This is a genomic window from Roseburia sp. TF10-5, from assembly GCF_003462365.1.
In the GTDB taxonomy this organism is placed as follows: domain Bacteria; phylum Bacillota; class Clostridia; order Lachnospirales; family Lachnospiraceae; genus Roseburia; species Roseburia faecis.
Genome location: NZ_QTYW01000004.1, coordinates 140,692 through 164,387, shown reverse-complemented (window position 1 = coordinate 164,387; position 23,696 = coordinate 140,692). Strand labels below are relative to the sequence as shown.

Below are 23,696 nucleotides of genomic sequence, written 5' to 3'. Positions count from 1 at the left end.
GCTTCTATGATTTGTAATTTAATCATTGAAGCACGGTATTTTATTATGCTTATTTTGACACTCTATAATCCATTTAAATTACGGCACCCCTCTTCCATTTTCCACTCTTTAGACGCCATACATTTGCCACACACCGTGCTAGCCAGTCAATTGTCATTGCAATCCATACCCCCCATACACCTAAGCCCATCGGCTCCATCATTCCACCAATTACATAAGCCAAACCTATACGGAATACCCACATGATAACAATGGATGATACCATAACAAACTTAACATCACCCGCTGCCCGAAGTATTGCAGGAAGCGTCCATGCCGCTGGCCACATTACCATACAGCAGGCACTATGATACCAGATCAAAATACGTGCCAGATGATCTGCTTCCGGTGATAAATTGTACCAGCTTGCAATCGTTGGAGTCATAAAGATAATAACAATATTCAATCCCCACAGCATAACATACGCCCACTTCATCAATTTCTTTGAATAAGATTTTACTGCTTCATAATCTCCGGCACCCACACATTGACCTACCACAGTAGTAAGAGCAAGTCCCATTGCTGAAGCCGGAATTGTGGCTAATAACTCAATTGTACTTCCTGTTGCATTTGCAGCTATTGCAGCTGTTCCATAACTTGTAATCAAACTCTGTGTAAACAATTTACCAATCTGGAACATACCATTGTCAATACCACTTGGAATACCTATTCGAAGAATTTTGCCAATAATCTTACTATCCCATCCGAAGCGAAAATACTTGTCTATATGTAAATCGTACTTTTCATTCCGCAATAGAACAATTACAATCAGACCAGCAATAACTCGCGAAATCAAAGTTCCATATCCGACACCTGCAATTCCCATTCCGTACCCAAATACAAAAATTGCATTACAGAGAATATTAATCCCATTCATAATTGCTGACACAATCAAAGATGTCGATGCCTTTCCCATAGAACGCAGCAACGAAGATGCTCCATCATATATCGAAATAAAAGGAAATGAAAATCCCGTAATAAACAGATATGTAACTGCCTGCCCCATAACCTCTTGTTCTACCTTTCCATAGATCAGCGTTAAAATCTGCCTGTCAAACAGAATACATATTCCGGCTATGATTACTGAAAAAATAATACAAATTAAGATCAACTGATTTGCAACAACCTTTCCTGTCTCTTTCTTTTTTGCTCCTAATGCCTGAGATGCCACCACTGCACCTCCGGTTGCCAGTGCATTGAATACATAAATCAGTAAATTACTGATGGTATTTACTAACGACACACCCGAAACTGCCGTATCACCTGCACCTGATACCATAATCATATCCGCCATACCAACCGTAACTGCCAGAATCTGTTCTACTACCAGTGGCAAAACTAACTTTATTAAGTACTTTCTATTAAAAATAACTTTCATCTCTTGCATATGAACCTCCTATCTATCCCGTTTAAATAATGTTGATATGAAACATTTTTAAATGTAATTATGTCTCTTAGAAAAGTCAAACAAATTTAGTAAATTTATAAAAAAATGTAATTTTTTAAATTATATCTATTTTATTTTGTAAAATTTACATTGTTTTCCAATTTTTAAAGTATTAAAATGCACTTCATAGCAGTGGTAACCAAATAAAATACATTACCTCACACACGAACCCGTTAACCCAAATTTTTTACTAAAAAGGAGTGTTGATTTTATGCAGAAATATATTGAGTTATTAAGAAAACCTATGCAGGTAAAACCAGAAAGTTTGCGGGCCGCTCGTCAGAAAAGTAGTTCCACACCACCTCATGTATATCGCTTAAATTATAATGAAAGCCCTTATGGTCTTGGTCCTCTATCCGAGGAAGCTTTAGAAAAAGCAATAAAAACTCCATATGTTTATCCGGACTGGTTTTCCGTAGAATTAAAAACCAATATTGCAAAATTGTATGATCTGGATTTTGAGAACGTTGTTGTAGGACCTGGTTCCAGTGCAATGATTAATATGTTAGGAGAATTGTTTATCAACCCCGGTGATGAATTCATCTTCGGAGATCCAAGTTATGAAGCTTTCCGTGATGTTGCCAATGATTATGGTGCTGTAACGGTTCCGGTTCCGCTCGATGATGATATGAATTACGATTTGGATGCAATGCTTGCCGCAGTTACCGATAAGACAAAAATTCTTGTTGTTGTCAATCCAAATAATCCGACCGGCACCTTCATTGACTCAAAGAAATTAGAAGATTTTATTCGAAAAGTGCCAAAGCATGTGATTACGGTAATTGATGAGGCTTATCTGGAATTTGTCACAGACGAAAATTGTTACAGCATGTTGAAACTTATCAAAGAAGGCATCGACAAACCATTAGTTATTATGAAAACCTTTTCAAAGATATACGGAATGGCTGGTTTACGTGTCGGTTATGCGATTACAGATCCTGTTATGGCGGATCATTTTGGTAAATCAAGCAATGCATGGAATGTAAGTTTTATTGGTCAGAAAACTGCTGCCGCTGCCACATTAGATCAGGAACATGTTTCGATGGTCAAAAATATAAATGCCCAGGAACGTGATAAAGTCACCAAAGTCCTCCGTTCATTAAACTGTAAAGTATACGACTCCCAGACAAACTTTATTTTATTCAAAGCACCTATCGATAACATGGAAGTCTATGCAAAGCTGGAAGAACAAGATGTCTTGATTGGAGCACCTATCGGTATGAACCGTGTTAGTCTTGGAAAACCCGAAATGAACGAAAAATTTATCAAAATCATGAAAGAAATCCTTTCCTAAATGCATAATAAAAAGTGTGCGATTAACGCACACTTTTGCGCGTAAGCGCACACAATTTTTAAAAAAGTTTACACCTTGGATCTACTGCATGATCAGATTATGCAGCAGATAACTTCGAATTACAATTGCCATTTCTTCATTTGCTGTATTCTCCGGCAAATCAAGAAGCTGCTCTGCTTTTCGAATGCGATACCGCACCGTATTGCTATGCTGAAATAATTCTTCCGATGTTCTGGCATAATCCCCATTATTTTTTATATATGAAATTACTGTTTCTAATAAGTTTACATCATGAGAGGCATCATATTTCTGTAATACGAAAATACTGTCTTCCACTTCATGATATAGTATTGGATTATTTACAATTGACATGATATATTTGTAGACTCCAATCTTGGAGTAGGCCATATTATTATATTCCATAAACTGACTCACAACGTTCGCATTCTTTGCCTTCATAACAGATTCATTTAATCTCTCCAATGTCATCAGTTCATCACATATTCCAATATAAAAAGATTCCGGCTGAAATCCTGCATTTATCAAAATATCATACACATGGTTCACAATCTCCTGATAGGTTTCCGGTAGCTTTTCCTCCATATAAGAACAAATTAATACAACCCCATGCCCCATTTTTACAAAAGAATAATCGTGAATCTTTGTATCGCGATACTGCCGATACATTAATCTGTCAAAATATGTATGTATCTTTAAATTATTCAAAGTATCCCCGGACGATATACTTACCGTAATAATATTTGAATAAAAATTGGGATTAATCTCTAATGCTATTTTTTTAATCGTATTTGGTTGATGCTTTTCATTTAATATCGAATTCAATTTTTCTTCTGCAACAACATACTGCGCACGCGTCTTCATAGATTCATTTATGCAAATAATCAAGTCTTCCATAAACTGATCATAAAATGTAAGTAATGGAATATGATAAATTTTTGCCAGTTCAATAATATCCTGTGGCAGTTCCTTTTCCGGTGCTATTTTTATTGCAATTGCGGATACCTGTTTTTGAATCAATGTCTTTAATGTCCCATTTACTAATTCAGGATCTTTATCTGCAAAAAAATAAGAAAGTAAAACAAAATAGCCATATCCATATCCGTCATATTCGATTCTACTGCTTTCATATTCCAATATAACGGTAGCATTCACCAAATTATCCAGATATTTTTCGCCACAAATTATTTTAAAATCCTTAAATAATGCCAATTTCAATATTTCACTAATTTGTATCATACTATTCCCTCTTTTCCTCATCTTGAACACTTTACACAACTAAAACAAGGGCATTGATATCCTCTATCAACGCCCTTGTTGCCTAAGAAAAACAATAGCACAACTCCATATGCTTGTAAATAAAAATTTAAATACTTTTATTCTACAATGATTACTCTTTAAATTTAATTTATACTACTGAATTCAATATCATGTATGTGGGTTTCCCCAAAAAATTTCCAAATGTAACCGATCAATTTTTCGATTTCTAATGGTAATTTCAGCTGACGCATAGTATAATTACCATTGGTATTGTTATTTAGTAGCATAATTAATTATACCAAAAAATCGCTCAGACCTCACGGTCTGGGCGATTTTTCTGTCAGGGGAGTTTTTTTACAGCCCCTATTTTAATCAATCATATCATTCTGGAATTTTGATAAATGCTCATACGGCAAAATCAGCCGCCCCCGAAAAAGACCACATCCATCATTCATAAGGCTATTATTCACTGCCGTAAACATATTTACATCTACCCCTGACAGATCAAGATCCTGTAACAATCTACAACGCTCATAAGCCTCGTCAAAATAAATACAGCCGCCTTGTAAAATCGCATCTCTCCGTCCTCTGGAAGTTTCCTGTTTTTTTTCATAAAATAAATGATTCGCTACTCCAATTTCTGCAATATCATCCATCTCTTTTGTTCTAAGCTGCATTTCCATATAACACCGGGCACTGTTGTCAAAAAACGTTATATGAAGCGAACGATATGAATTTGTACTTTCCCCATCAATATAATCCCTGTAATATGGGCGCACAGCATCATCCAATAGTAAAGAATTACTTCTTTTAACCCCACCTGTCGGCTCTGCCGTAAATCCACGTTCTTCCAAAAATTGTGGCAATACATTGGCAATCCGATATAAATACCTGATCTCTTCCTTCTTACGATCCTGTTTTTGTTTCATATGACACCGTGGCATGGAAATCACAATACGGTACGCGATCAAATCGCGAAAACAGTTCAAACGCTCCTTGATTTCTGACACAGACGGATATGATCCATTCTTTTCATAATAATCGTATATGTATTCCACAATATATCCATTAAACTTTCCCTCTGCGCGAATCAACGACTTAATTCGTCCCTTGAAAGTAAAAGATAAATATGGATATTCCTGTGCCATATATTTATAAAACTCACGAATCTTCTGCGATTGCGAAGTCAGGAAATCATTGTGTTCCAAAAGTTTCATAATCTGTATCAAAAAGTTACAATGTACTAAATCCACTTCATTATGTTTCTGTACCGCCGAAATACGTAAATCCGCTATGTATTTTTTTAAAATGCGAAGAACTGTATCCCCCGAATATAAGTAATCATTCATTGTAATCATATTTTCCCCATCCTAAAAAGTCGCGGTGCCGAGGCACCGCGATCCGCAAGATTATGTAATTGCAAGCTGATGTTTTACTTTACTCATATCAGATTCTAACACCGTCACGCGAATGGCAAGCAATTCTTTTTCATCATCTACTTTTCGTGCTTCCCTCAAATTACGCACTAAATCACAATGCCCTTCTGCAATCCGTCTGATATTTACATTTGTTTCATTTTCAATTACCAGTTCCAAACCGGTAACCTTTTCATCCAGTACCGTAAACTTCTGATCCAATACCGTAAACTTCTGATCCAATACCGTAAACTTCTGATCCAATACCGTAAACTTCTGATCCAATACCGTTACCTTTTCATCCAGTACCGTAAACTTCTGATCCAGTTCCGTTACCTTTTCATCCAGTACCGTAAACTTCTGATCCAGTTCCGTTACCTTTTCATCCAGCTCCGTTACCTTCTGTTCCACTCCGGCTACTCTCTGATCCAGTTCCGTCACCTTCTGTTCCAGCTTCGTTACTTTCTGTTCCACGCTGGCTACTCTCTGATCCAGTTCCGTTACCTTCTGTTCCAGCTTCGTTACTTTCTGTTCCACGCTGGCTACTCTCTGATCCAGTTCCGTTACCTTCTGTTCCAGCTTCGTTACTTTCTGTTCCACGCTGGCTACTCTCTGATCCAGTTCCGTTACCTTCTGTTCCAGCTTCGTTACTTTCTGTTCCACGCTGGCTACTCTCTGATCCAGTTCCGTTACCTTCTGTTCCAGCTTCGTTACTTTCTGTTCCACGCTGGCTACTCTCTGATCCAGTTCCGTTACCTTCTGTTCCAGCTTCGTTACTTTCTGTTCCACGCTGGCTACTCTCTGATCCAGTTCCGTTACCTTCTGTTCCAGCTTCGTTACTTTCTGTTCCACGCTGGCTACTCTCTGATCCAGTTCCGTTACCTTCTGTTCCAGCTTCGTTACTTTCTGTTCCACGCTGGCTACTCTCTGATCCAGTTCCGTTACCTTCTGTTCCAGCTTCGTTACTTTCTGTTCCACGCTGGCTACTCTCTGATCCAGTTCCGTTACCTTCTGTTCCAGCTTCGTTACTTTCTGTTCCACGCTGGCTACTCTCTGATCCAGTTCCGTTACTTTCTGTTCCACACTGGCTACTCTCTGTTTTATTTCAGACATTCCACTTTTGAGTTCCCTGACATCACTCTCCAGTAAATCAAGCCTTGTGTATACAGGTTCAAATTTCTGATCTAACAACTGTGATAAAATCACAATATCTTCCTGTGTCATCCTTCTTTCACCTCCGATCTTTTTATTTTTCTTTCTCCAAACTTTTCCGATAGCTACTATGTTAACATCCTTTTTCTTATTTCGCAAGCAGATTATCTCTCATCATCATTTTTCTGTATGATTGGCTTTTTAACTGTAACATCTTAACGCTTTGAAATATTTGATTTGTAGAATATTTCCCAAAATCATAAACCTCAACATACGATGTATCAGCATCCTTTTATGCAAAAACAGCAGGAAACCCATGACCTCCATCATAAATTTTCTGTTCTTTATATAAAAATCAAATTCACCGATTGATAATGTTATATAGGAAATTATTATGGTGGAGAATGGTTGGATTCAGAAATATTTGAGGAATGGTAAGAAAAATGTTATGATAAATTTTAGTTTATAGATTTGCTTTTACATCAACAAAAGACATGTTAATCTATGTCTGTGAAATATCAGAATGCATCATAATGGATATGATAGAGTTTAATAAGCTCTGATAATAGGAGAAAGAGTAGAAACTATGATTTATATTGTAGACAACATCTCAAATTATTTAATATATTTGTTTATAATCTATTTTGGATTTAGGATCAGTCCAAGAAGAAATAAATTTCTTCTTGGCATATCTGCATTGATTGTGCTGTTTGCAGGAACTTTCAATGCATATTATGATGTCAATTCTCCGATTGTTTATATCGTTTGGAGTGTGCTTTCAATCTGTTTGTTTTTCGAGGATCGTTTAGGACATTTGATTGTATTAAGTGCTGCCCTCATGTATTTTACCGGAATCATTGATACATTTAGTGTCATGTTGATACAGGTTATAATGATAGGCGGGGGTATTAACAGTACAGATATCGCCTGGTGGATGGAACCCGCTTATTTGCTTTCGTTCCTAATATATCTTTTGGCATACCTGCGAATTCTGAAAAAATATGAAGTTTATATGTGCGACATAGAGTTCAAATACAAGTTCGCGCTTTTAATGCAGGGCAGCATTTTTCAAATATTTTACAACTTTGTTTTTGCTTTTTTTAATAAGAATCATACGATGTATGGTTGGGATGCCTATGCAGTATTTTTTATCAGTATCATGGGAGTAATCTATTCGATTTTTCTTACGCTTAGCCTTGCTGTTAAAAATATACTGTCAAACAGGCAGAACAAGGAACTTCAATCTTTTATGTATATGCAAAAACGGCAATATGAATATCAATTACAGCAGTCGGTAGCTGTACGGCATTTTAAACATGATTTGGTAAATCATATTGGCGTTCTTAGAGAGTTAATGAACGAAAAAAGGACAAAAGAAGCCAAAGAGTACATAGAAACTATCTGGAATATTCAAGATGAGTTTGATTTAAAGATTCATACAGGAGATAGTTTTCTCGATATTATTGTTAATTATTATTTGTATTTGGCGATAAAGGAAAATATAGAGTTTGTTGTTTATGGAAAGCTGACTGAAAAAATGCCTTTTGAGATGTTTGACATTACCACATTAATGGGAAATATATTGCAAAACGCTTTTGAAGCAACGATAAAAGCTGATGTTCCCAAAATACGTGTTGAACTTATAGAACATAAGGAAGAAATTTTTATTGTTGTCAGTAACAGTGTAGAAAAAAAAGTCAATACCAAAACAGACTTCTTTATAACATCAAAAAAAGATAATAAAAATCATGGTTTTGGTCTAAAAAATATCACTGCAACTGTTAAAAAGTATCATGGAGAATGTTATATGGAATCCATAACGGAAAATAAAGAAGCTTCTTTTAAAATCAGTATTGCTATACCAACTGCCAAAGCAAAGGAGAAAGAGGAATGAAAATAGGTATTGTAGAAGATGAAGCAGTATGGAGAGATAAGATACAGACGATGATCGAAAGATATTGCAGAGATAAAAATATTCCATTTCAAATCAATTCCTATAGTAGTGGAAAAGAATTTATGAAAAATCCCGATATTGACCTGTTATTTTTGGATATTGAACTTGCAGAGGGCGAAGATGGTTTTCAAATTGCGGAACAATTGATGCATTGTGGGAATAAAAGTAAAATTTGTTTTTTGACTTCTCATACGGAGCAGGCAAGGTTAGGATATAAAGTGAATGCCTTCAGATATATAGATAAAAGACATTTGGAAGAAATAGATGAAACACTTGATTCCTTCTTGAAAACAAAGATTCAGGACCAGATTATTTCTTGCAATGATACCGCTGGGATTCGCATAAATATAGACTTAAATGAACTTTTTCTTGTTGAAACATATGGAAGAAAGTTAAGATATCTTATGCTTAATGGAAAGGAACATTTTTGTGATGGACAGATATCAGAAGCTGCGCGAAGCTTATCCCAATTTGGATTCTTTCAGATACATCGGTCGTATATCGTCAATTTAAAATATATTGAAAAAGTAAACAGCCATGAAGTTATGCTTTGCAACGGATTAAAAGTAATTATTGGGAGAGCCCATAATAAAGCGTTTAAGAAGGCTTTTTTTGAATGGAGAATGTGGTTTGATAATTGATTTTATGTCATTTGCGCAAAAATAATGTCGTTTGTGCATGTAGTATTTTTTTATCCTTTTTGCTGTGATATAAATAAAGCATCAAAAATTATATGCGGAGGAGTTATCATCAATGAAAAAAGTAACATGGATATTGGCATTTGCGGTGGTAATGTGTATACTTTCATCATGCGGTCAAACAAAGAACTCGGAAAATACGCAGACAAATGTAATAAGTCGTACTACAGAAATTAACGATGACTCAAGTGAAGTTGAAGAGACACAGAGTGATGACGCTTCTGCTTCAGCTAATACTAATCCTATAAATGGTCATAAAGAAGATGAGCAATCAGTAATCAATGAAGTTCCAGAAACTCAGAATGATAATATTGAAGAAGAACAATCAACAACTGATGAAGCCAAACCTGATTTATATGAGGGTGAGTATTCGGACTATGATGTTAATGAGCCCTCATTAGAAATCAAAAAAAATAATGATGAAACATATCAAATTCAAATAAAAATATATAGGTTATTTTATTTAGATGATGGTGTGGGAAAGGTGACAGAAAAAGGATTGGAATTTGAAGCAACAGGTCCTAATGGAAATAAGGTTAATGGAGTAATAAGATTAGAAGAAGATATTGCAATGGTAACCTTTTTTAGCCAAGAATGGATAGATTTTGCAGGCCTGAGCAAATATAAATTTTATAAAACATCAAATGTACCTGACATTTATGTGTATGAATAAATTTAATTGTGCGACTAAAAGATAACGGGTTTGGGCTCGCTATCTTTTATGTCAATATATTTAAAAGTATGCTTTTCCTTTATCAGTAGGAGAAAATGATAAACAAATCGCGAAAATCCTTAGAAATAAACGAGTTCAAAATACTATATAATTAAAATATTATAAGAGCAGAGATTTCCTGCTGTTTTCTTCTTATTTCACATCTCCCCAGAATTCATTCCACTCACCGCCACCCATAGTGACAAAATATTTCAGCCAGATCTTCCACTGATCCATCTCTTCATCCGTCTCATGATCCTTAATCACCGAAAGCAGCCGATCCATCCGCACAATATAATCCGGATCTTTTGCGAAATGCTTTTCATCATAATAGCGTTTTAATTGATGTATTGCTGCAATTGTGGCTTTTTCCGTAAATCGTTCCTGTTCGGGCGCACAGTTATATTCCGGCACAGAATGAATGTAGTTCACACACGCACGATACCACTTTGTCATAGCTGTTCTAACACCTCATCTCCATACCGGGCACGGATCTGCTGTTCCAACAAAACAAACACTCCAATATACTGATCAAACTTTTTCATATAAAACAACCCCATCTTTCTCTATCTCGGATACCAATTCAGATGACATGTATTTATCATCCATATTGATAATATCCAGCTTTAAAAGCGACCACAGATCTTCATTTAAACTATCTGACAAACCTCCAAAATCTGCACATCCATAAATCGCCAGATCGATATCGCTTTTGGGCATATTAGTTCCACGCGCACGTGATCCAGATAATACTACTTTTTTTACCTGATATTTTTTTGAAATTTCCACTATCTGCTGATATACACTTTGTAAGTTACAGTCTTGATTCTCTTTCATTACAATCATTATTCCTGTTTTCTGTTATTTCAGTGATCTTATTATACGCCAGATTCTATAAGGAATGCAACCAGCCATTACTTTCCCACAAATGAAAAAAAGGATCCCTTACCATAGTAAAGTTCCCTTTTTCCCCTAGTTATAAATCTTCTTCAGTTTTTCTATATCAATTGCAAGTTCCCCGTCACCATCTTTTACTTTCGCAATGACCGGTATGCCTGTTAATTCCTCAATCATTCTTGCATTATCTTCCTGCATGATTCCACCCACGTAATGATTTAGGATCACTCCTTTTACACCCATTCCATGATTCCGGATATATTCTATCGTCAGAACAACCGCATTGATCGTACCAAGGCCGGCATCCGCTATCACCAGCGTATTCAGGTTCAGCGCCTTTACAATATCTTCCAACAAAATCTTATGTTCTTTGTCCCAGCGGATGGGACAGACAATACCGCCGCTTCCCTCTACCGTGACATAATCGAATTTGCTCTTTACCTTGTCAAAATCTTTTTTTATTTTCTCTGGATCAACTGGATTACCTTCTATTTGAGCAGCTAAATGAGGAGATACCGCATTTTGATACAAATATGATAGCAGACTGATATCTTCCTGTGTAATCCCGGCAATCTTTTTCACATATCCCGCATCACTATCACCTATGGATTTGGCTCCCGATAAAGCCGCTTTATAATACCCTGTACGGATTCCTGCATCTGCCAGTTTTTTTACGATCAATGCGGTAACATATGTTTTTCCGATATCTGTGCCGGTGCCTGTCACAAAAATTCCTTTTCCCATAATTTTAATCCATCCTTCCTATTCGTTCAGACAGAATCCATTTTTTCTCATTTTAAGTCCTACACCAGATGCCAGCAGACATAGCACAAAATCTCCAGGCATATCCAATGGGAAACAGGACAAAAAGATTACAGCAATTGTCGCCGGTGTATGTGCATAAAAATTTAAAATGATAAATTTATATACAATTCCAATGGCATAAGTCACAACAAAACCGGCCAGACAGGCAAGCAGATAATTCTTATAACTTGCTTTTAACTTTTCACATATTTTTCCGGTCACAAACGCGCTCGCAATAAATCCGACCAGATAACCAAAACTCGGTCGGAATATGTATCCAATTCCTCCACCTGCGGCAAAAATCGGAATTCCAATCAGCCCAAGCAATACATAACAGCCTACAGATATTGCGCCCTTATTTCCACCCAGAATCAATCCTGCAAGCAACACGAAGAAAAACTGAAGTGTAAAATAATCCATATAAGGAACCGGAATCTGAATAAAGGCGCCTACTGCAACTAAAGCGGTAAACATAGCGCACAATACCATACTTTTTGTCGATAATCGTTTCGTTTTCGTATTTTCCAAATTGTTAACCCTCCATTCAAGTTATTGTTAACAATTTAACGCATTTCTCTCTTATTGTCAACCTATCTTGTTCTATAAGTTGACATTTCAATAAGATATATGAAACCCGTTTGCGCAAAAAGATGCAGGGACGAAAATTTATCCCTGCACCCTTTTATAAATATGTCCGAAGATCCTGACACAAATCTTCTTCCAGTTTGATTAACTTTTTGGCAAATGTCTTTGCCTTATGATCCGCTGCCTGGTATTGGTTCAGATAGCGGCTGAGGGATTTTATGCCCATATCACAGCCATCTGTCATCAGCTCCGCAATCGTTGCATCCGAATCATTCATTGCAAGTTTCACATTAGTTTTGATCCAGGACATCCCCTGTGCCATTGGATTTGGTTCTTTTCCATCATCATGGAATTCTTCCAGCAGACTTTCCAGTTCTTTCTGAAGATCTTGATGCTGGTCCTTACAATTTTCCAGCATTTCTTTTAATTTTGTGTCATTTACCTTGTCGAGTACATCCGCAATCGATGCTGTACCCATCTTGATTCCTGCGTTGCATTCCCGTAGCAGCTTTATGGTATCCGGTTCAATCATGATCTGCCTCCTGATCGTTATACTTTTTATAAACAGTATTTCCGGATATCCTTTTTCTATTCATAAGAGATAACTATTCATCTTTTGTTTCGATCGGCACTTCCCGCTGCTCTACGGACGTTGAAAACACAATCTGCGTCTTTGTCCGCCCAAACTGCTGCAGCTCATTGATAAAATGATCCAGTTGTGCCGTAGACTCAAACAATGTCTCTATCAGCATGGAATAATCGCCCGTCACACAGTTACACTCGACAACATTTGGTATTTTTTCAATAAATGGGTAAAATACCGGTTTTTGTAATGGTTCCACCTCCAGGTTGATAAATGCCTTGATATGGTAATTGAGGTACAGTGGGTTTACCTTTGCCGAATAACCGGTAATTACGCCTTCATGTTCAAGTTTTTCAATTCTGGCAGACACCGATGGTGATGACAGAAATACCTGTGCGGCAATCTCCTTGAGCGGTGTACGGGCATTTTTCTGCAGAATCTGTATGATTTTTTTATCCACTTTATCCAGTTTTTTCATGATCTAAACCTCAATTTTTCTGTAAATACGCAAAAAAGGACACCTGCTTAGACGCCTGTGTCCTTCTTTTATCCGAATTTTAAATTATGAGGTCATTATAGCACATGTATTTCCATTTGCAATAAACGCGTTTGAATTTTACTTTATTTTATTATGTTTTTCCAGTATTTTCCTTATTTTTTTATGTTTAGTTAACCATTTTCCGGCTGTTTTTCCAAATACAACTTAAAGTATTTACCTTTGCCGCAAAGAGTGCTATCCTCGTCCCATTGAAAAAAGCGCGCGAGGATCAAACAACAATAGTAAAGGAAATAAAGGAGATTATCATTATGAAAGAGAAAGAATATATGCGTTTAGAATCTGATTCCATCGGAACCATGGAAGTCCCAGAAGATGCCTATTATGGCGTACAGGCTTTACGGGCCAAAGAAAATTTTCCGATTACCGGAACAAAATTACATCCTGTTTTCATTAAAAATCTTGCAAAAATCAAGCGGGCAGCTGCCATTACCAACCGAAAAGCCGGAAGATTGAAACCGGAAATTGCAAATGCAATTGAAGCCTCTGCAAACGAAGTCATCTGTGGCATGTTCGACAAAGATTTTATTGTCGATGGTATTCAGGGCGGAGCGGGAACAAGTGCCAATATGAACATGAATGAAGTCATTGCCAACCGAGCCATAGAAATGCTCTGTGGCAAAAAAGGCGATTATACGATTGTTCATCCAAATGACCACGTCAATATGGCACAATCCACCAATGATGTCATTCCAACCGCTGGTAAATTAACTGTTCTCGATCTTCTCAAACCTTTAGACAAAAGTCTTTCCCTTTTAACCGAAGCCTTATATGACAAGGCTGAAGAATTTGATCCTATTGTAAAAATCGGACGTACACAGCTGGAAGACGCTGTGCCGATGCGTCTGGGTCAGACGTTCCATTCTTATGCCACCATGATTTCCCGTGACCGTGACCGTCTTACAAAAGTCCGCACGGAAATGTATCCCGTAAACATGGGGGCAACCGCTATCGGCACAGCAATCAATACGTCCCCGTTTTATTTAGATAATATTGTGCCAACCCTTGGAAAGATCACCGGCTACCCGCTGACCCAGGCCGACGATCTGTTTGATGCCACCGAGAATCTGGACGGATTTGTACGCGTTTCCTCCTGCCTGAAAGCATGTGCGGTCAACTTATCCAAAATGTGTAATGACCTGCGTATCCTTGCAAGCGGGCCAAAAGCCGGGTTCGGTGAGATTACACTTCCGGCTATGCAGAATGGTTCTTCCATTATGCCCGGCAAAGTCAATCCGGTCATCCCGGAAGTTGTCTCACAGGTTGCGTTTCATATTATCGGTCACGACACGACCATCACTATAGCGGCAGAAGCCGGTCAGATGGAATTAAACGCTTTTGAACCGGTTGTTTTTTACAATCTTTTTGACTCCATTACCACACTGACACACGCAGTGAATACTCTGACCGCCAACTGCATCCTCGGCATCACCCCAAATGAAAAACGCTGCCGCGAACTTCTCGATGCAAGCGTCGGTATCACCACCGCCCTGTGTCCGTACATCGGCTACAAAAAAGCTGCAAGTCTGGCAAAAGAATCCTTAAAAACAGATATTCCAGTTAAAACTCTTGTATTGAAATACGGTCTGTTAAAAGAAAACGAACTGGATTCTATTCTCGATCCTTATGCAATGACCGAAGCCAGAACCAGACAGACACAGGCAAAAGCCGTATAATAAGATTTATCTTTTGTGCAAACTATGCTATAGTAATGGCATAAACCACTACACAAGGAGGTACTCATAATGGAAACAGTAACAGAAGTAGTTAAAAACATGGCCGGCGGAGATGGCGAAGTAACCATCAAACGCATCCTCGGAGAAAAAGAATTAAACGGAAAATGTGGTCTGTATGCACAGGTAACCATTCAGCCGGGATCTTCTCTTGGTTATCACGAACATAAAAATGAAAGCGAGACGTATTACATTCTTTCCGGTACCGCAGAATATAACGATAACGGAACCACACGCACTGTAAAAGCCGGAGATGTAACCTATACACCAGACGGATGCGGACACGCTTTAAAACCGATTGGCAATGAACCGGTTGTATTTATGGCTCTGATCATCTTTGATTAATTTATCTTAGAAACATACAAAAGGACCGGCTATCCCAAAAGGCAGCCGGTCTTAAAGCTGGCAGAATTCTTTCCCATATCTGAGGCGGGGCCAAACGTGGAAGATGGATGAATTAAATAAATGCAATCATATACAGCGGCAATGTAATGATACCATCTTCGCCCACACCGATATTTCCATCTGCAAATTTATACCCATAAGAAATATCTTTATGATTCTTCATAAGTGACTTTAAGGAATTTGCCCTCGTATTTCCGCCTTTTACTTCAATCGGAACTACCATTCCATCTTTTTGGATCACTACATCTATTTCTCTTTTCGTTGTCTCATTTTTATAAAAATATAACTGATATCCCTTTTTATACAGAGCATCTGTTATTGCATATTCATAGATACCGCCTTTGGAATTTCCCTCTAAAGTGTTTTCTACAATATGCTGTTTTAATGAAAAGTCCTTCATCGCCATCAACAATGATAAATCAGTTGTATAAGCCCGGAAAAAATCATCTCTTGCATAATCATCCAGATCAAATCTGACATCCGTCACAAGTTTACTTAAATGTACCATATCTGCACGAAGCAACCACTCAATACTTGAAAAATACTTTTGTGCTCGGCCTCCATGCTCAACTTCTTTATATTGAAATTTGTGGTTTTCTTTATCAAGCAGCTGCTTGGCAAGTGAAAGATAACATTTCTCTGCTTTTACCTTTTCTTCCGCAGTTGCATAATGTGCTATATCATACTGATATCCCAATAAGAGGCTCCTCTGTATCTTATCAACCTCTCTGAAATCCTTTGTATCTACATATTTCTGTACAGCTTCCGGCATACCACCTATTGCTATATACTGTCTGTAATAATTCATCATTTGGGAATGAATCGCCTCAGGTATCACGGTCTTTGATTCCAGATATCCGCAGAGGTTTCCGATCATGTCTTCAGAAATCCCCATTCCCCAGAGAAACTCTTCAAAATCAATCCCATACATTCTCAGATAATCAACATAACCGACCGGATAAGACGATGCACGTTTATAATCGATTCCAAGAAGCGAGCCCGACACAATAACATCATATCTGTTATCGATTGCCCAGAATTTAAGGGATGTGATTGCTTCCTGACACTCCTGAATCTCATCGAGAAAAATCAAAGTTTTCCCTGGCAGAATTTTCTTTTCAGGAAAGCGGAAACGCATAGCCATAACCATATTATCTACTGTAAGATCACCGGAAAAAATGTCAACGGCAGAAACCATCTGCTTAAAGTTGATTTCAAGCAGTTCCTCATAATTGTCTTCTGCAAACCGTTCAATAATATATGTTTTTCCTGTTTGCCTGGCTCCCTGTACAACAAGGCATTTTTTATTTTTTGTGTTAACCCAGTTTTTTATTGAAGCAATTGCTTTTCTTTTTAACATAATACCCCCATCAACAAAATTTCTTTCTACCAGTGCGTATTATCAACATTTTGGAAAGTAAAAATGTATTTGATGTCAACATTTTGCATTATTGTATCATTGCTATAGTTCTTAATCAAGTATAATATGCCATAATTTTATTCTTTCCCATAATAAACCAACTTAACATTATTAGATATTGTCACTATGTCATTACATAAAAAAGACCAACGATCCATCTTCTGAATCGTTGGTCAAATGTTGTGTCAAACTTGTGTCAACGCTACGTCTCCAAACGCTGAAACCCTTGGTATTACTAGGTCTACTCGCAAACGTATGGCATCATAGCCAGATGACGTGCTCTCTTGATAGCAACTGTAAGAGCTCTCTGATGCTTTGCACAGTTTCCTGTGATACGACGAGGAAGGATCTTTCCTCTCTCAGAGATGTATCTCTTTAACTTGTTGATATCTTTATAATCGATGACATTATCTTTGCCACAGAATACACATACTTTTTTTCTTCTACGCATTGGTCTTCTCTTCATGGAAGATCCTTCAGCTGTTTTATTGAAAGCCATGTTCTTTAACCTCCTATATGATGTTATGCTCTATGGAGCATTTAGTTGAATGGTAATTCTTCATCAATTCCATCCGGAATATTCATGAAGCCATCTCCGGCAGCTCCGCTTGGTGATGGAGCAGAAGGTGCACCGCCGAAATCAGCATTTCCACCAGCTGCATTTTTGCTCTCCGCAAATTCTACGTTCTCTGCCACAACATCTGTGGTGTAAACGCGCTGTCCATCCTTGTTTGTATAACTGCCTGTCTGGATATGACCCTCGAGAACGAACTTGGTTCCCTTGCGGCCAAATCTCTCCAAAAACTCTGCTGTCTTGCTAAATGCAACACAACTAATGAAATCCGCTGTCTGATCCTCATTGTTCCGGCGGAACCGACGGTCAACTGCCAGTGTAAATCTTGCAATCGCACTGGAACTCTCCCCCTGAGAGTAACGAACTTCTGCGTCTCTGGTTAATCTACCCATAAGAATGACTTTATTCATACAATCTCCTACTTTCTTATACTACTGCTCGTCTTTTCTAACGCATAAGAAACGAAGAACGTTGTCCATGATACGGACATCCTGCTCAAGCTTAGCCGGAGCATCCGATGCTGCGTCGAACTGGATGAAGTAGTAGAATGCTTCGCTCATCTTCTGAACGTCGTAAGCTAACTTCTTCTTACCCCATTCTTCAACTTCTGTAACAGTACCGCCTGCACGAGTGATATACTCTTTTGCTTTCTCAACGGTTGCTGTTCTCGCATCATCTTCGATCTTTGCACTGACAACGAGTGCTAATTCATACTTGTTCATGCGAAATGTTACCTCCTTTTGGTCTCTGGCTCACAGAACATAGCCTGTGAACAAGGAAAAAATAGTTATCACGAGGATATACTATACCATGTTTTATGCGGATTTTCAAGCCTTTTCTTTAACTTTATTTGAGTTTTTCCCAAGATTATGTTATAGTGGGTTCTGAACGGTATTCATACAGAAACTGTATCGACTGCGGTATATTTATGATGTATCGCCCCAAATGAATATGTGAGTCACCTTTACACAGGATTTCGACGGACACCTGTTACACAGGATCCGATCCATTTAATTACCAGAAGGAAGGTGGTAGCATGAAAACAGGAATCATAGGCGCAGGGCGCGTAGGCTGCTCCCTTGGAAAATATTTCCGGAGTAAAAACGCAGACCTTGTGGGATATTATGATACCAATGCCGCGGCCGCAAAAGAAGCCGCCGCGTTTACACAGACTGCCGGTTTCAATCAGGTGCAGCAACTGGTGCGTGAATCAGACATCCTCTTCATCACGACACCCGATTCGCTCCTTGTACCCGTATGGGAAGAAATCAAAGGCATGTCACACAGGAATCAGATTATATGTCATTGTAGTGGCGCACTTTCATCCGATTCATTTTCCGGAGCCAAAGAAGCAGGAATATCCTGCTGCTCGGTTCATCCCATGTTACCGTTCAGTAACAAATTTTCATCATACCAGCAATTGGAACATGCATTTTTTACCGTGGAAGGCCACCCACATGCCGTACAGGTCATCACCGACTTACTCACTTCCTATGGAAATGAAGTCTGCCGGATTGATGCCGCAGCCAAGCCAGAATATCATGCAGCTGCCAGCATCTTAAGCAATCAGGTGATCGCGGTACTTGATACGGGGTACCGGCTTCTCGAAGACTGCGGATTTTCCCGCGAAAAAGCCGTTGCGGCAACTGCTGCACTGGTCCGTCAGAACATCGAAAATGTGCTCTCGCAGGGCTGTGTCCATGCACTGACCGGTCCGATCGAGCGCGGGGATGTCTCAACCGTGGAAAAGCACTTACACTGTTTAAACGCAGAAGATGCCGCTTTGTACCGCATGCTCGGCACACGGCTTCTGGCAATTGCAGAAGGAAAAAATCCAGCACAGAATTATGAAAACATGAGACATGTTTTACTTGCTGATGAACAGGAAAAAGAAAATGGAGGATCTCATAAATGAAAAATACGGTTGTAACTTTTCAGGAAGCAAAAGAAAAGGGTGAAAAGCTTTCCATGCTGACCGCCTACGATTATTCTACTGCCAGACTTATTGATGAGGCAGGCGTCAATGCCATTCTCGTCGGCGATTCCCTCGGAATGGTCGTTTTAGGATACGAAGACACGCTCTCCGTCACCATGGAGGACATGATCCATCACAGCGCAGCGGTTGCCCGCGGCATCAAAGATACACTGCTCATCACCGACATGCCTTTTATGTCTTACCAGACTTCCGTCTATGACGCTGTTGTCAATGCCGGACGCCTGATGAAAGAAGGCCGTGCACAGGCAGTCAAGCTGGAAGGCGGAAAAGAAGTCTGCCCTCAGATCAAAGCCATCGTAGACGCTTCCATCCCTGTTTGTGCCCATCTCGGTCTGACCCCACAGTCTGTCAATGCCTTTGGCGGATTTAAGGTACAGGGAAAAGGCGAAGCTGCCGCACAGAAACTGCTTGATGATGCGCGTGCCATTGAGGAAGCCGGAGCTTTTGCCGTTGTCTTAGAATGTGTGCCGCAGGCCCTTGCCACAAAGATTACCGAGAGCATTCATATCCCGACCATCGGAATCGGTGCCGGTGCCGGATGCGACGGACAGGTACTTGTCTATCAGGATATGCTTGCCATGTATTCCAACATGAAACCGAAATTTGTCAAGCAGTTTGCACAGGTCGGTGAACAGATGCGTGAGGCATTCCGCACTTATAAAGAAGAAGTTGCTGCCGGAACGTTCCCTGGCCTGGAACATACCTTTAAGATGGATGAAACCGTCCTTGATAAATTATATTAAAACATTCATACGGAAGCATTCGCAATATTTTTGTCAAATAACAATAAAACCAAATTACAATGAAAATCAGGAGATCATAAAATGGAAATATATGGAGAAATCAGTAAAGTAAGGGCTGCCGTAAAGGCATGGAAAAAAGAAGGATTAACCGTCGGATTCGTACCTACTATGGGCTATCTGCATGAAGGACACAAAAGTCTGATCGACGCAGCCAGAAAAGAAAATGACCGTGTCGTTGTCAGTATTTTTGTAAACCCGATGCAGTTCGGACCAACCGAAGATCTGGAGAGTTATCCGCGCGACCTCAAAAAAGATGCTGCATTGTGCGAAGCTGCAGGTGTAGATATCATCTTTCATCCGGAACCGGAGGAAATGTATGCCGACGGCTTCTGTTCCTATGTGGATATGAATGGTCTTACCACCGAACTCTGTGGAAAAAGCCGTCCGATTCACTTCCGCGGCGTGCAGACCGTTGTATTGAAACTCTTCCACATTGTAACTCCGGACCGCGCATACTTTGGCCAGAAAGATGCCCAGCAGCTTGCCGTCATCCGTCGCATGGTCAAAGACTTAAATGTGGATACCCGGATCATCGGCTGCCCGATCATCCGTGAAGATGACGGACTGGCAAAGAGCTCCAGAAACACTTATTTAAACGCCGAAGAACGTCAGGCGGCACTTGTGTTAAACCGCAGTTTAAAAGCTGGAAAAGCCCTTGTGGATGCCGGAGAAACACGCGCTTGTGTCATCAAGTCTGCAATCACAGCAGAGATTGAAAAAGAGCCGCTTGCCAAGATTGATTACGTGGATGTCGTTGACTTTGACACCATTACTCCGGTCGAAAAACTCGAAGGTTCCATTCTTGTAGCCATTGCCGTATACATTGGCAAAACCAGACTGATCGATAACTTTATCGTGGAAAAATAGGAGATTACTCATGCAGTACAATATGTTAAAAGGAAAAATTCACCGGGCTGTGGTAAAACAGGCGGATCTCAACTATGTCGGCAGTATCACGGTCGATACCGATCTCTTAGAAGCTGCCGGAATTTTAGAATATGAACTGGTACAGATCGTCGATGTGGAAAACGGCAACCGCTTTGAAACTTATACTATCGCAGGGGAAGCCGGTTCCGGCATGATCTGTTTAAACGGTGCCGCTGCCCGTCAGGTCGCTGTGGGCGATCATGTCATTCTCATGTGCTATGCACAGATGACACCGGAAGAAGCAAAAGAACATCACCCGAAAGTTGTTTTTGTCGATGCGGATAATCACATTGCACGGGTCACCAACTATGAAAAACACGGAAAACTGACGGATGATTTTATCGGTGCATAAATGACAGCAGATTTCTATAGTAATTTGTCCGATGCTACGGTATAATAAATGTATTGAAAACGAAGGAGATTCCCTATGAAAATTGCCTTATGTGATGACGATGAGAAGGAATTGTCCAACATACGGTCGCTTTTGGACAGTTATCAGAAAACTCACAATATTCCGTTTACCTATCAAGAATATCACAGCAGCTGTGAACTTGCCCTTCGGGCATCAAAGGAACGATTCGACATTTATCTGCTAGACATCCTCATGCCACATATGACCGGCATGCAGCTTGCACGCGAAATCCGTACTTTCGACCATGCTGCCGATATTATTTTTCTTACAACCTCATCGGATTTTGCGGTGGAAAGTTATACGGTAAAGGCCACCAATTATCTGATGAAACCGGTATCCTCCAACGCTTTCTTTGCTGCCATGGATGACATCCTACGGGCAAAAACACAGGAACAGGGGCATTTTCTTGTACTAAAAAGCCGGATTGGCGTACATAAAGTTCCCCTGTCCGAACTGATCTATGTAGAAGCCCAGAACCGCAAAGTTATCTACTATACGAGTGGAAGGGAACAGATTGTCTGCACAGAACTGTTCTCGTCCGTATGCGACAGCCTGCTGCAACACCGGGAATTTATTCAGGTACACCGCTCGTTCCTTGTAAATATGAACTATATCCGCTCGATCGGCACAATGGATATGTGTCTTCACAACGGCACAAACATTCCGCTTGCACAGCGCAGGGTTGCCGATATCAAAAAACATTATCTCGCTTTCCAGATGGAGGAATGATTATGCCTGAACTTTCATCCGTTTTTTCTTTAGTTAATTATGCCTTTGTATTATTTTTCGGCATCGTGGCGGCACTGTATCTTGCCGACATCGGTTTTTGCGATCATAAGCGTGTCTATGTCCTGACGCTTTTTTTCTTTGGTATTGCCCAGCTTCTTTTTTATCTGATCATGGGGGAGTCGGTGCTTTACAAATGCTATCCGTTTCTGATCCATATCCCTTTGATTGCCTTAATTTTCCTGCGGTTTCACCGGAATCTGTCAATCTCTGTCATCTCCGTTTTGTCTGCATATCTGCTGTGCACGCCACGCAAATGGTTTGGCACCTTTGTTGCTTTCTTTTTTGACAGAAATCCCGTTGTATCGAACATTGCCTCCATCATTATTACCATTCCGCTTCTTGTTCTTGTGATCCGGTTTGTCTCACCGTATATCATCCGGCTGAAATATGAAAGCCGCACGACACTGCTTTTGTTTTTCCTGCTTCCGCTGGTATACTATGTCCTGGAATACACGTTTACTGTCTACACGGATCTGCTCTACACGGGCGGTGCAGTCGTTATTGACTTTATGGACAGTTTTCTTGTCGTATCCTTTTTTATTCTGTCTGTTCTCTCGCTTAAATTTTCAAGTGAAAAAAATAAAGCAGAACGGGAAAATATTCTGCTTACTACGGCTGCCACACAGGCACAGAAAGAAATTGCCCAGCTTTCCGCTTCCCAGCAGCAGGCAGCCATTTACCGGCATGACCTGCGACACCATATGAATTTCATCCAGAGTTGTCTGGATCAAAATAACCCAAAAGAAGCGACTTCCTACATCCACGAAATCTGTACCAATCTTGAACACAGTTCTGTCATTCGCTACTGTGTCAACGAATCGGTCAATCTGATTGTGTCCTCCTACGCCAATCAGGCTGCCGTAAACCACATTCCAATGCAGATTTCCATTACTGCGACCGAATTTTTCCGCTTTCAGATTACAGATCTGTGCAGTTTATTTGCCAATGCACTTGAAAACGCACTTCATGCCTGCCAGCAGATGAACCTGCAGTCCCAACGCTATATTTCACTTAAGGTATATGAGAAAAATACACAGTTATGTATCCAGATAAAAAACAGTTATGAACAACCTGTCGTTTTTGCAGATGATATTCCGATATCCCGTTCCGTCAACCACGGCATCGGCGTACAAAGCATGATCTCTGTTGTCGAAAAATACCATGGTGTCTATGGATTCTTTGCAGATCATGGGGAATTCCGGTTTCAGGCTTCCATGTAACAT

Annotated in this window: 26 protein-coding genes; 12 read left to right on the top strand and 14 right to left on the bottom strand. The window is 39.5% G+C overall.

All coding sequences use genetic code 11. The features are described from left to right. Positions 1-73 precede the first annotated feature (73 nt). Complete coding sequence (locus DXD06_RS06005; protein WP_117831015.1) at positions 74-1,426, bottom strand: MATE family efflux transporter; 1,353 nt, start codon at positions 1,424-1,426, stop codon at positions 74-76. 271 nt (positions 1,427-1,697) lie between these two features. Here DXD06_RS06005 and DXD06_RS06000 point away from each other — a divergent pair, with 271 nt between their 5' ends. Then, the gene (locus DXD06_RS06000; protein WP_117831014.1) at positions 1,698-2,780 is read left to right on the top strand and encodes a pyridoxal phosphate-dependent aminotransferase; all 1,083 of its coding nucleotides are present in this window, start codon (positions 1,698-1,700) and stop codon (positions 2,778-2,780) included. Between the two features lie 81 nt (positions 2,781-2,861). Here the strand turns inward: DXD06_RS06000 and DXD06_RS05995 are convergent, their stop codons facing one another. The 3 genes from DXD06_RS05995 to DXD06_RS05980 all read right to left on the bottom strand — a co-directional run bounded on the left by DXD06_RS05995 (position 2,862) and on the right by DXD06_RS05980 (position 6,697). Continuing rightward, positions 2,862-4,037 (bottom strand): PucR family transcriptional regulator, encoded by a 1,176-nt coding sequence (locus DXD06_RS05995; protein ID WP_158569491.1) that lies wholly within the window; start codon positions 4,035-4,037, stop codon positions 2,862-2,864. Positions 4,038-4,426: 389 nt separating this feature from the next. Continuing rightward, positions 4,427-5,416 (bottom strand): guanosine polyphosphate pyrophosphohydrolase, encoded by a 990-nt coding sequence (locus DXD06_RS05985; RefSeq protein ID WP_117831012.1) that lies wholly within the window; start codon positions 5,414-5,416, stop codon positions 4,427-4,429. 51 nt (positions 5,417-5,467) lie between these two features. Beyond that, positions 5,468-6,697 (bottom strand): tropomyosin, encoded by a 1,230-nt coding sequence (locus DXD06_RS05980; RefSeq protein ID WP_147343611.1) that lies wholly within the window; start codon positions 6,695-6,697, stop codon positions 5,468-5,470. 514 nt (positions 6,698-7,211) lie between these two features. Here DXD06_RS05980 and DXD06_RS05975 point away from each other — a divergent pair. From DXD06_RS05975 to DXD06_RS05965, 3 genes are all read left to right on the top strand, one after another. After that, on the top strand, positions 7,212-8,519 hold the full coding sequence (locus DXD06_RS05975; RefSeq protein ID WP_117831010.1) for a sensor histidine kinase: 1,308 nt from the start codon (positions 7,212-7,214) through the stop codon (positions 8,517-8,519). Then, the gene (locus DXD06_RS05970; protein WP_117831009.1) at positions 8,516-9,220 is read left to right on the top strand and encodes a LytR/AlgR family response regulator transcription factor; all 705 of its coding nucleotides are present in this window, start codon (positions 8,516-8,518) and stop codon (positions 9,218-9,220) included. The genes DXD06_RS05975 and DXD06_RS05970 overlap by 4 nt, the downstream gene beginning before the upstream one ends. 112 nt (positions 9,221-9,332) lie before the next feature. After that, complete coding sequence (locus DXD06_RS05965; protein WP_117831008.1) at positions 9,333-9,950, top strand: hypothetical protein; 618 nt, start codon at positions 9,333-9,335, stop codon at positions 9,948-9,950. A gap of 192 nt (positions 9,951-10,142) precedes the next feature. On the opposite strand, the gene DXD06_RS05960 is transcribed toward DXD06_RS05965, so the two are convergent. From DXD06_RS05960 to DXD06_RS05935, 6 genes are all read right to left on the bottom strand, one after another. After that, positions 10,143-10,445 carry a hypothetical protein gene (locus DXD06_RS05960; RefSeq protein ID WP_117831007.1) on the bottom strand — a complete coding sequence of 101 codons (303 nt, stop codon included), beginning with the start codon at positions 10,443-10,445 and terminating at the stop codon, positions 10,143-10,145. Between the two features lie 75 nt (positions 10,446-10,520). After that, the gene (locus DXD06_RS05955; RefSeq protein WP_117831083.1) at positions 10,521-10,826 is read right to left on the bottom strand and encodes a nucleotidyltransferase family protein; all 306 of its coding nucleotides are present in this window, start codon (positions 10,824-10,826) and stop codon (positions 10,521-10,523) included. 135 nt (positions 10,827-10,961) lie between these two features. After that, the gene (gene bioD / locus DXD06_RS05950; protein ID WP_117831006.1) at positions 10,962-11,630 is read right to left on the bottom strand and encodes a dethiobiotin synthase; all 669 of its coding nucleotides are present in this window, start codon (positions 11,628-11,630) and stop codon (positions 10,962-10,964) included. An 18-nt stretch (positions 11,631-11,648) separates the two neighbouring features. Next, a complete protein-coding gene (locus tag DXD06_RS05945) occupies positions 11,649-12,218 on the bottom strand; it encodes a biotin transporter BioY (protein ID WP_330418157.1) in 570 nt (189 codons plus the stop codon). 154 nt (positions 12,219-12,372) lie between these two features. Continuing rightward, the gene (locus tag DXD06_RS05940; protein ID WP_117831005.1) at positions 12,373-12,807 is read right to left on the bottom strand and encodes a DUF2383 domain-containing protein; all 435 of its coding nucleotides are present in this window, start codon (positions 12,805-12,807) and stop codon (positions 12,373-12,375) included. Between the two features lie 73 nt (positions 12,808-12,880). After that, the gene (locus DXD06_RS05935) at positions 12,881-13,327 is read right to left on the bottom strand and encodes an Lrp/AsnC family transcriptional regulator (protein WP_117831081.1); all 447 of its coding nucleotides are present in this window, start codon (positions 13,325-13,327) and stop codon (positions 12,881-12,883) included. A 338-nt stretch (positions 13,328-13,665) separates the two neighbouring features. Between DXD06_RS05935 and DXD06_RS05930 the strand changes: the two genes are divergently transcribed. Together DXD06_RS05930 and DXD06_RS05925 are read left to right on the top strand one after the other, a co-directional pair. Further along, on the top strand, positions 13,666-15,090 hold the full coding sequence (locus DXD06_RS05930) for an aspartate ammonia-lyase (RefSeq protein ID WP_243000874.1): 1,425 nt from the start codon (positions 13,666-13,668) through the stop codon (positions 15,088-15,090). A gap of 69 nt (positions 15,091-15,159) precedes the next feature. Next, positions 15,160-15,492, top strand: coding sequence for a cupin domain-containing protein (locus DXD06_RS05925; RefSeq protein ID WP_022045288.1), 333 nt, complete (start codon positions 15,160-15,162; stop codon positions 15,490-15,492). Between the two features lie 112 nt (positions 15,493-15,604). Here DXD06_RS05925 and DXD06_RS05920 read toward each other — a convergent pair whose 3' ends face one another. The 4 genes from DXD06_RS05920 to rpsF all read right to left on the bottom strand — a co-directional run bounded on the left by DXD06_RS05920 (position 15,605) and on the right by rpsF (position 18,268). Then, positions 15,605-16,912 (bottom strand): ATP-binding protein, encoded by a 1,308-nt coding sequence (locus tag DXD06_RS05920; RefSeq protein WP_022045287.1) that lies wholly within the window; start codon positions 16,910-16,912, stop codon positions 15,605-15,607. A 301-nt stretch (positions 16,913-17,213) separates the two neighbouring features. After that, on the bottom strand, positions 17,214-17,471 hold the full coding sequence (gene rpsR, locus DXD06_RS05915) for a 30S ribosomal protein S18 (protein ID WP_022045286.1): 258 nt from the start codon (positions 17,469-17,471) through the stop codon (positions 17,214-17,216). A gap of 41 nt (positions 17,472-17,512) precedes the next feature. Further along, a complete protein-coding gene (locus DXD06_RS05910; protein WP_055067209.1) occupies positions 17,513-17,956 on the bottom strand; it encodes a single-stranded DNA-binding protein in 444 nt (147 codons plus the stop codon). A 21-nt stretch (positions 17,957-17,977) separates the two neighbouring features. Then, on the bottom strand, positions 17,978-18,268 hold the full coding sequence (rpsF, locus tag DXD06_RS05905; RefSeq protein WP_022045284.1) for a 30S ribosomal protein S6: 291 nt from the start codon (positions 18,266-18,268) through the stop codon (positions 17,978-17,980). Between the two features lie 314 nt (positions 18,269-18,582). On the opposite strand from rpsF, the gene DXD06_RS05900 reads away from it, so the two are divergent. The 6 genes from DXD06_RS05900 to DXD06_RS05875 all read left to right on the top strand — a co-directional run bounded on the left by DXD06_RS05900 (position 18,583) and on the right by DXD06_RS05875 (position 23,693). Then, positions 18,583-19,461: a Rossmann-like and DUF2520 domain-containing protein gene (locus DXD06_RS05900; protein WP_117831004.1), complete on the top strand. Its 879-nt coding sequence runs from the start codon at positions 18,583-18,585 to the stop codon at positions 19,459-19,461. Continuing rightward, positions 19,458-20,285 carry a 3-methyl-2-oxobutanoate hydroxymethyltransferase gene (panB, locus tag DXD06_RS05895; protein ID WP_117831003.1) on the top strand — a complete coding sequence of 276 codons (828 nt, stop codon included), beginning with the start codon at positions 19,458-19,460 and terminating at the stop codon, positions 20,283-20,285. The genes DXD06_RS05900 and panB overlap by 4 nt, the downstream gene beginning before the upstream one ends. 81 nt (positions 20,286-20,366) lie before the next feature. Continuing rightward, complete coding sequence (panC, locus tag DXD06_RS05890; protein WP_117831002.1) at positions 20,367-21,212, top strand: pantoate--beta-alanine ligase; 846 nt, start codon at positions 20,367-20,369, stop codon at positions 21,210-21,212. A gap of 10 nt (positions 21,213-21,222) precedes the next feature. Continuing rightward, positions 21,223-21,624 carry an aspartate 1-decarboxylase gene (gene panD, locus DXD06_RS05885; protein WP_022045280.1) on the top strand — a complete coding sequence of 134 codons (402 nt, stop codon included), beginning with the start codon at positions 21,223-21,225 and terminating at the stop codon, positions 21,622-21,624. A gap of 75 nt (positions 21,625-21,699) precedes the next feature. After that, a complete protein-coding gene (locus DXD06_RS05880) occupies positions 21,700-22,413 on the top strand; it encodes a LytR/AlgR family response regulator transcription factor (protein ID WP_117831001.1) in 714 nt (237 codons plus the stop codon). Positions 22,414-22,415: 2 nt separating this feature from the next. Then, positions 22,416-23,693 carry a sensor histidine kinase gene (locus DXD06_RS05875; protein WP_158569490.1) on the top strand — a complete coding sequence of 426 codons (1,278 nt, stop codon included), beginning with the start codon at positions 22,416-22,418 and terminating at the stop codon, positions 23,691-23,693. Positions 23,694-23,696 lie beyond the last annotated feature (3 nt).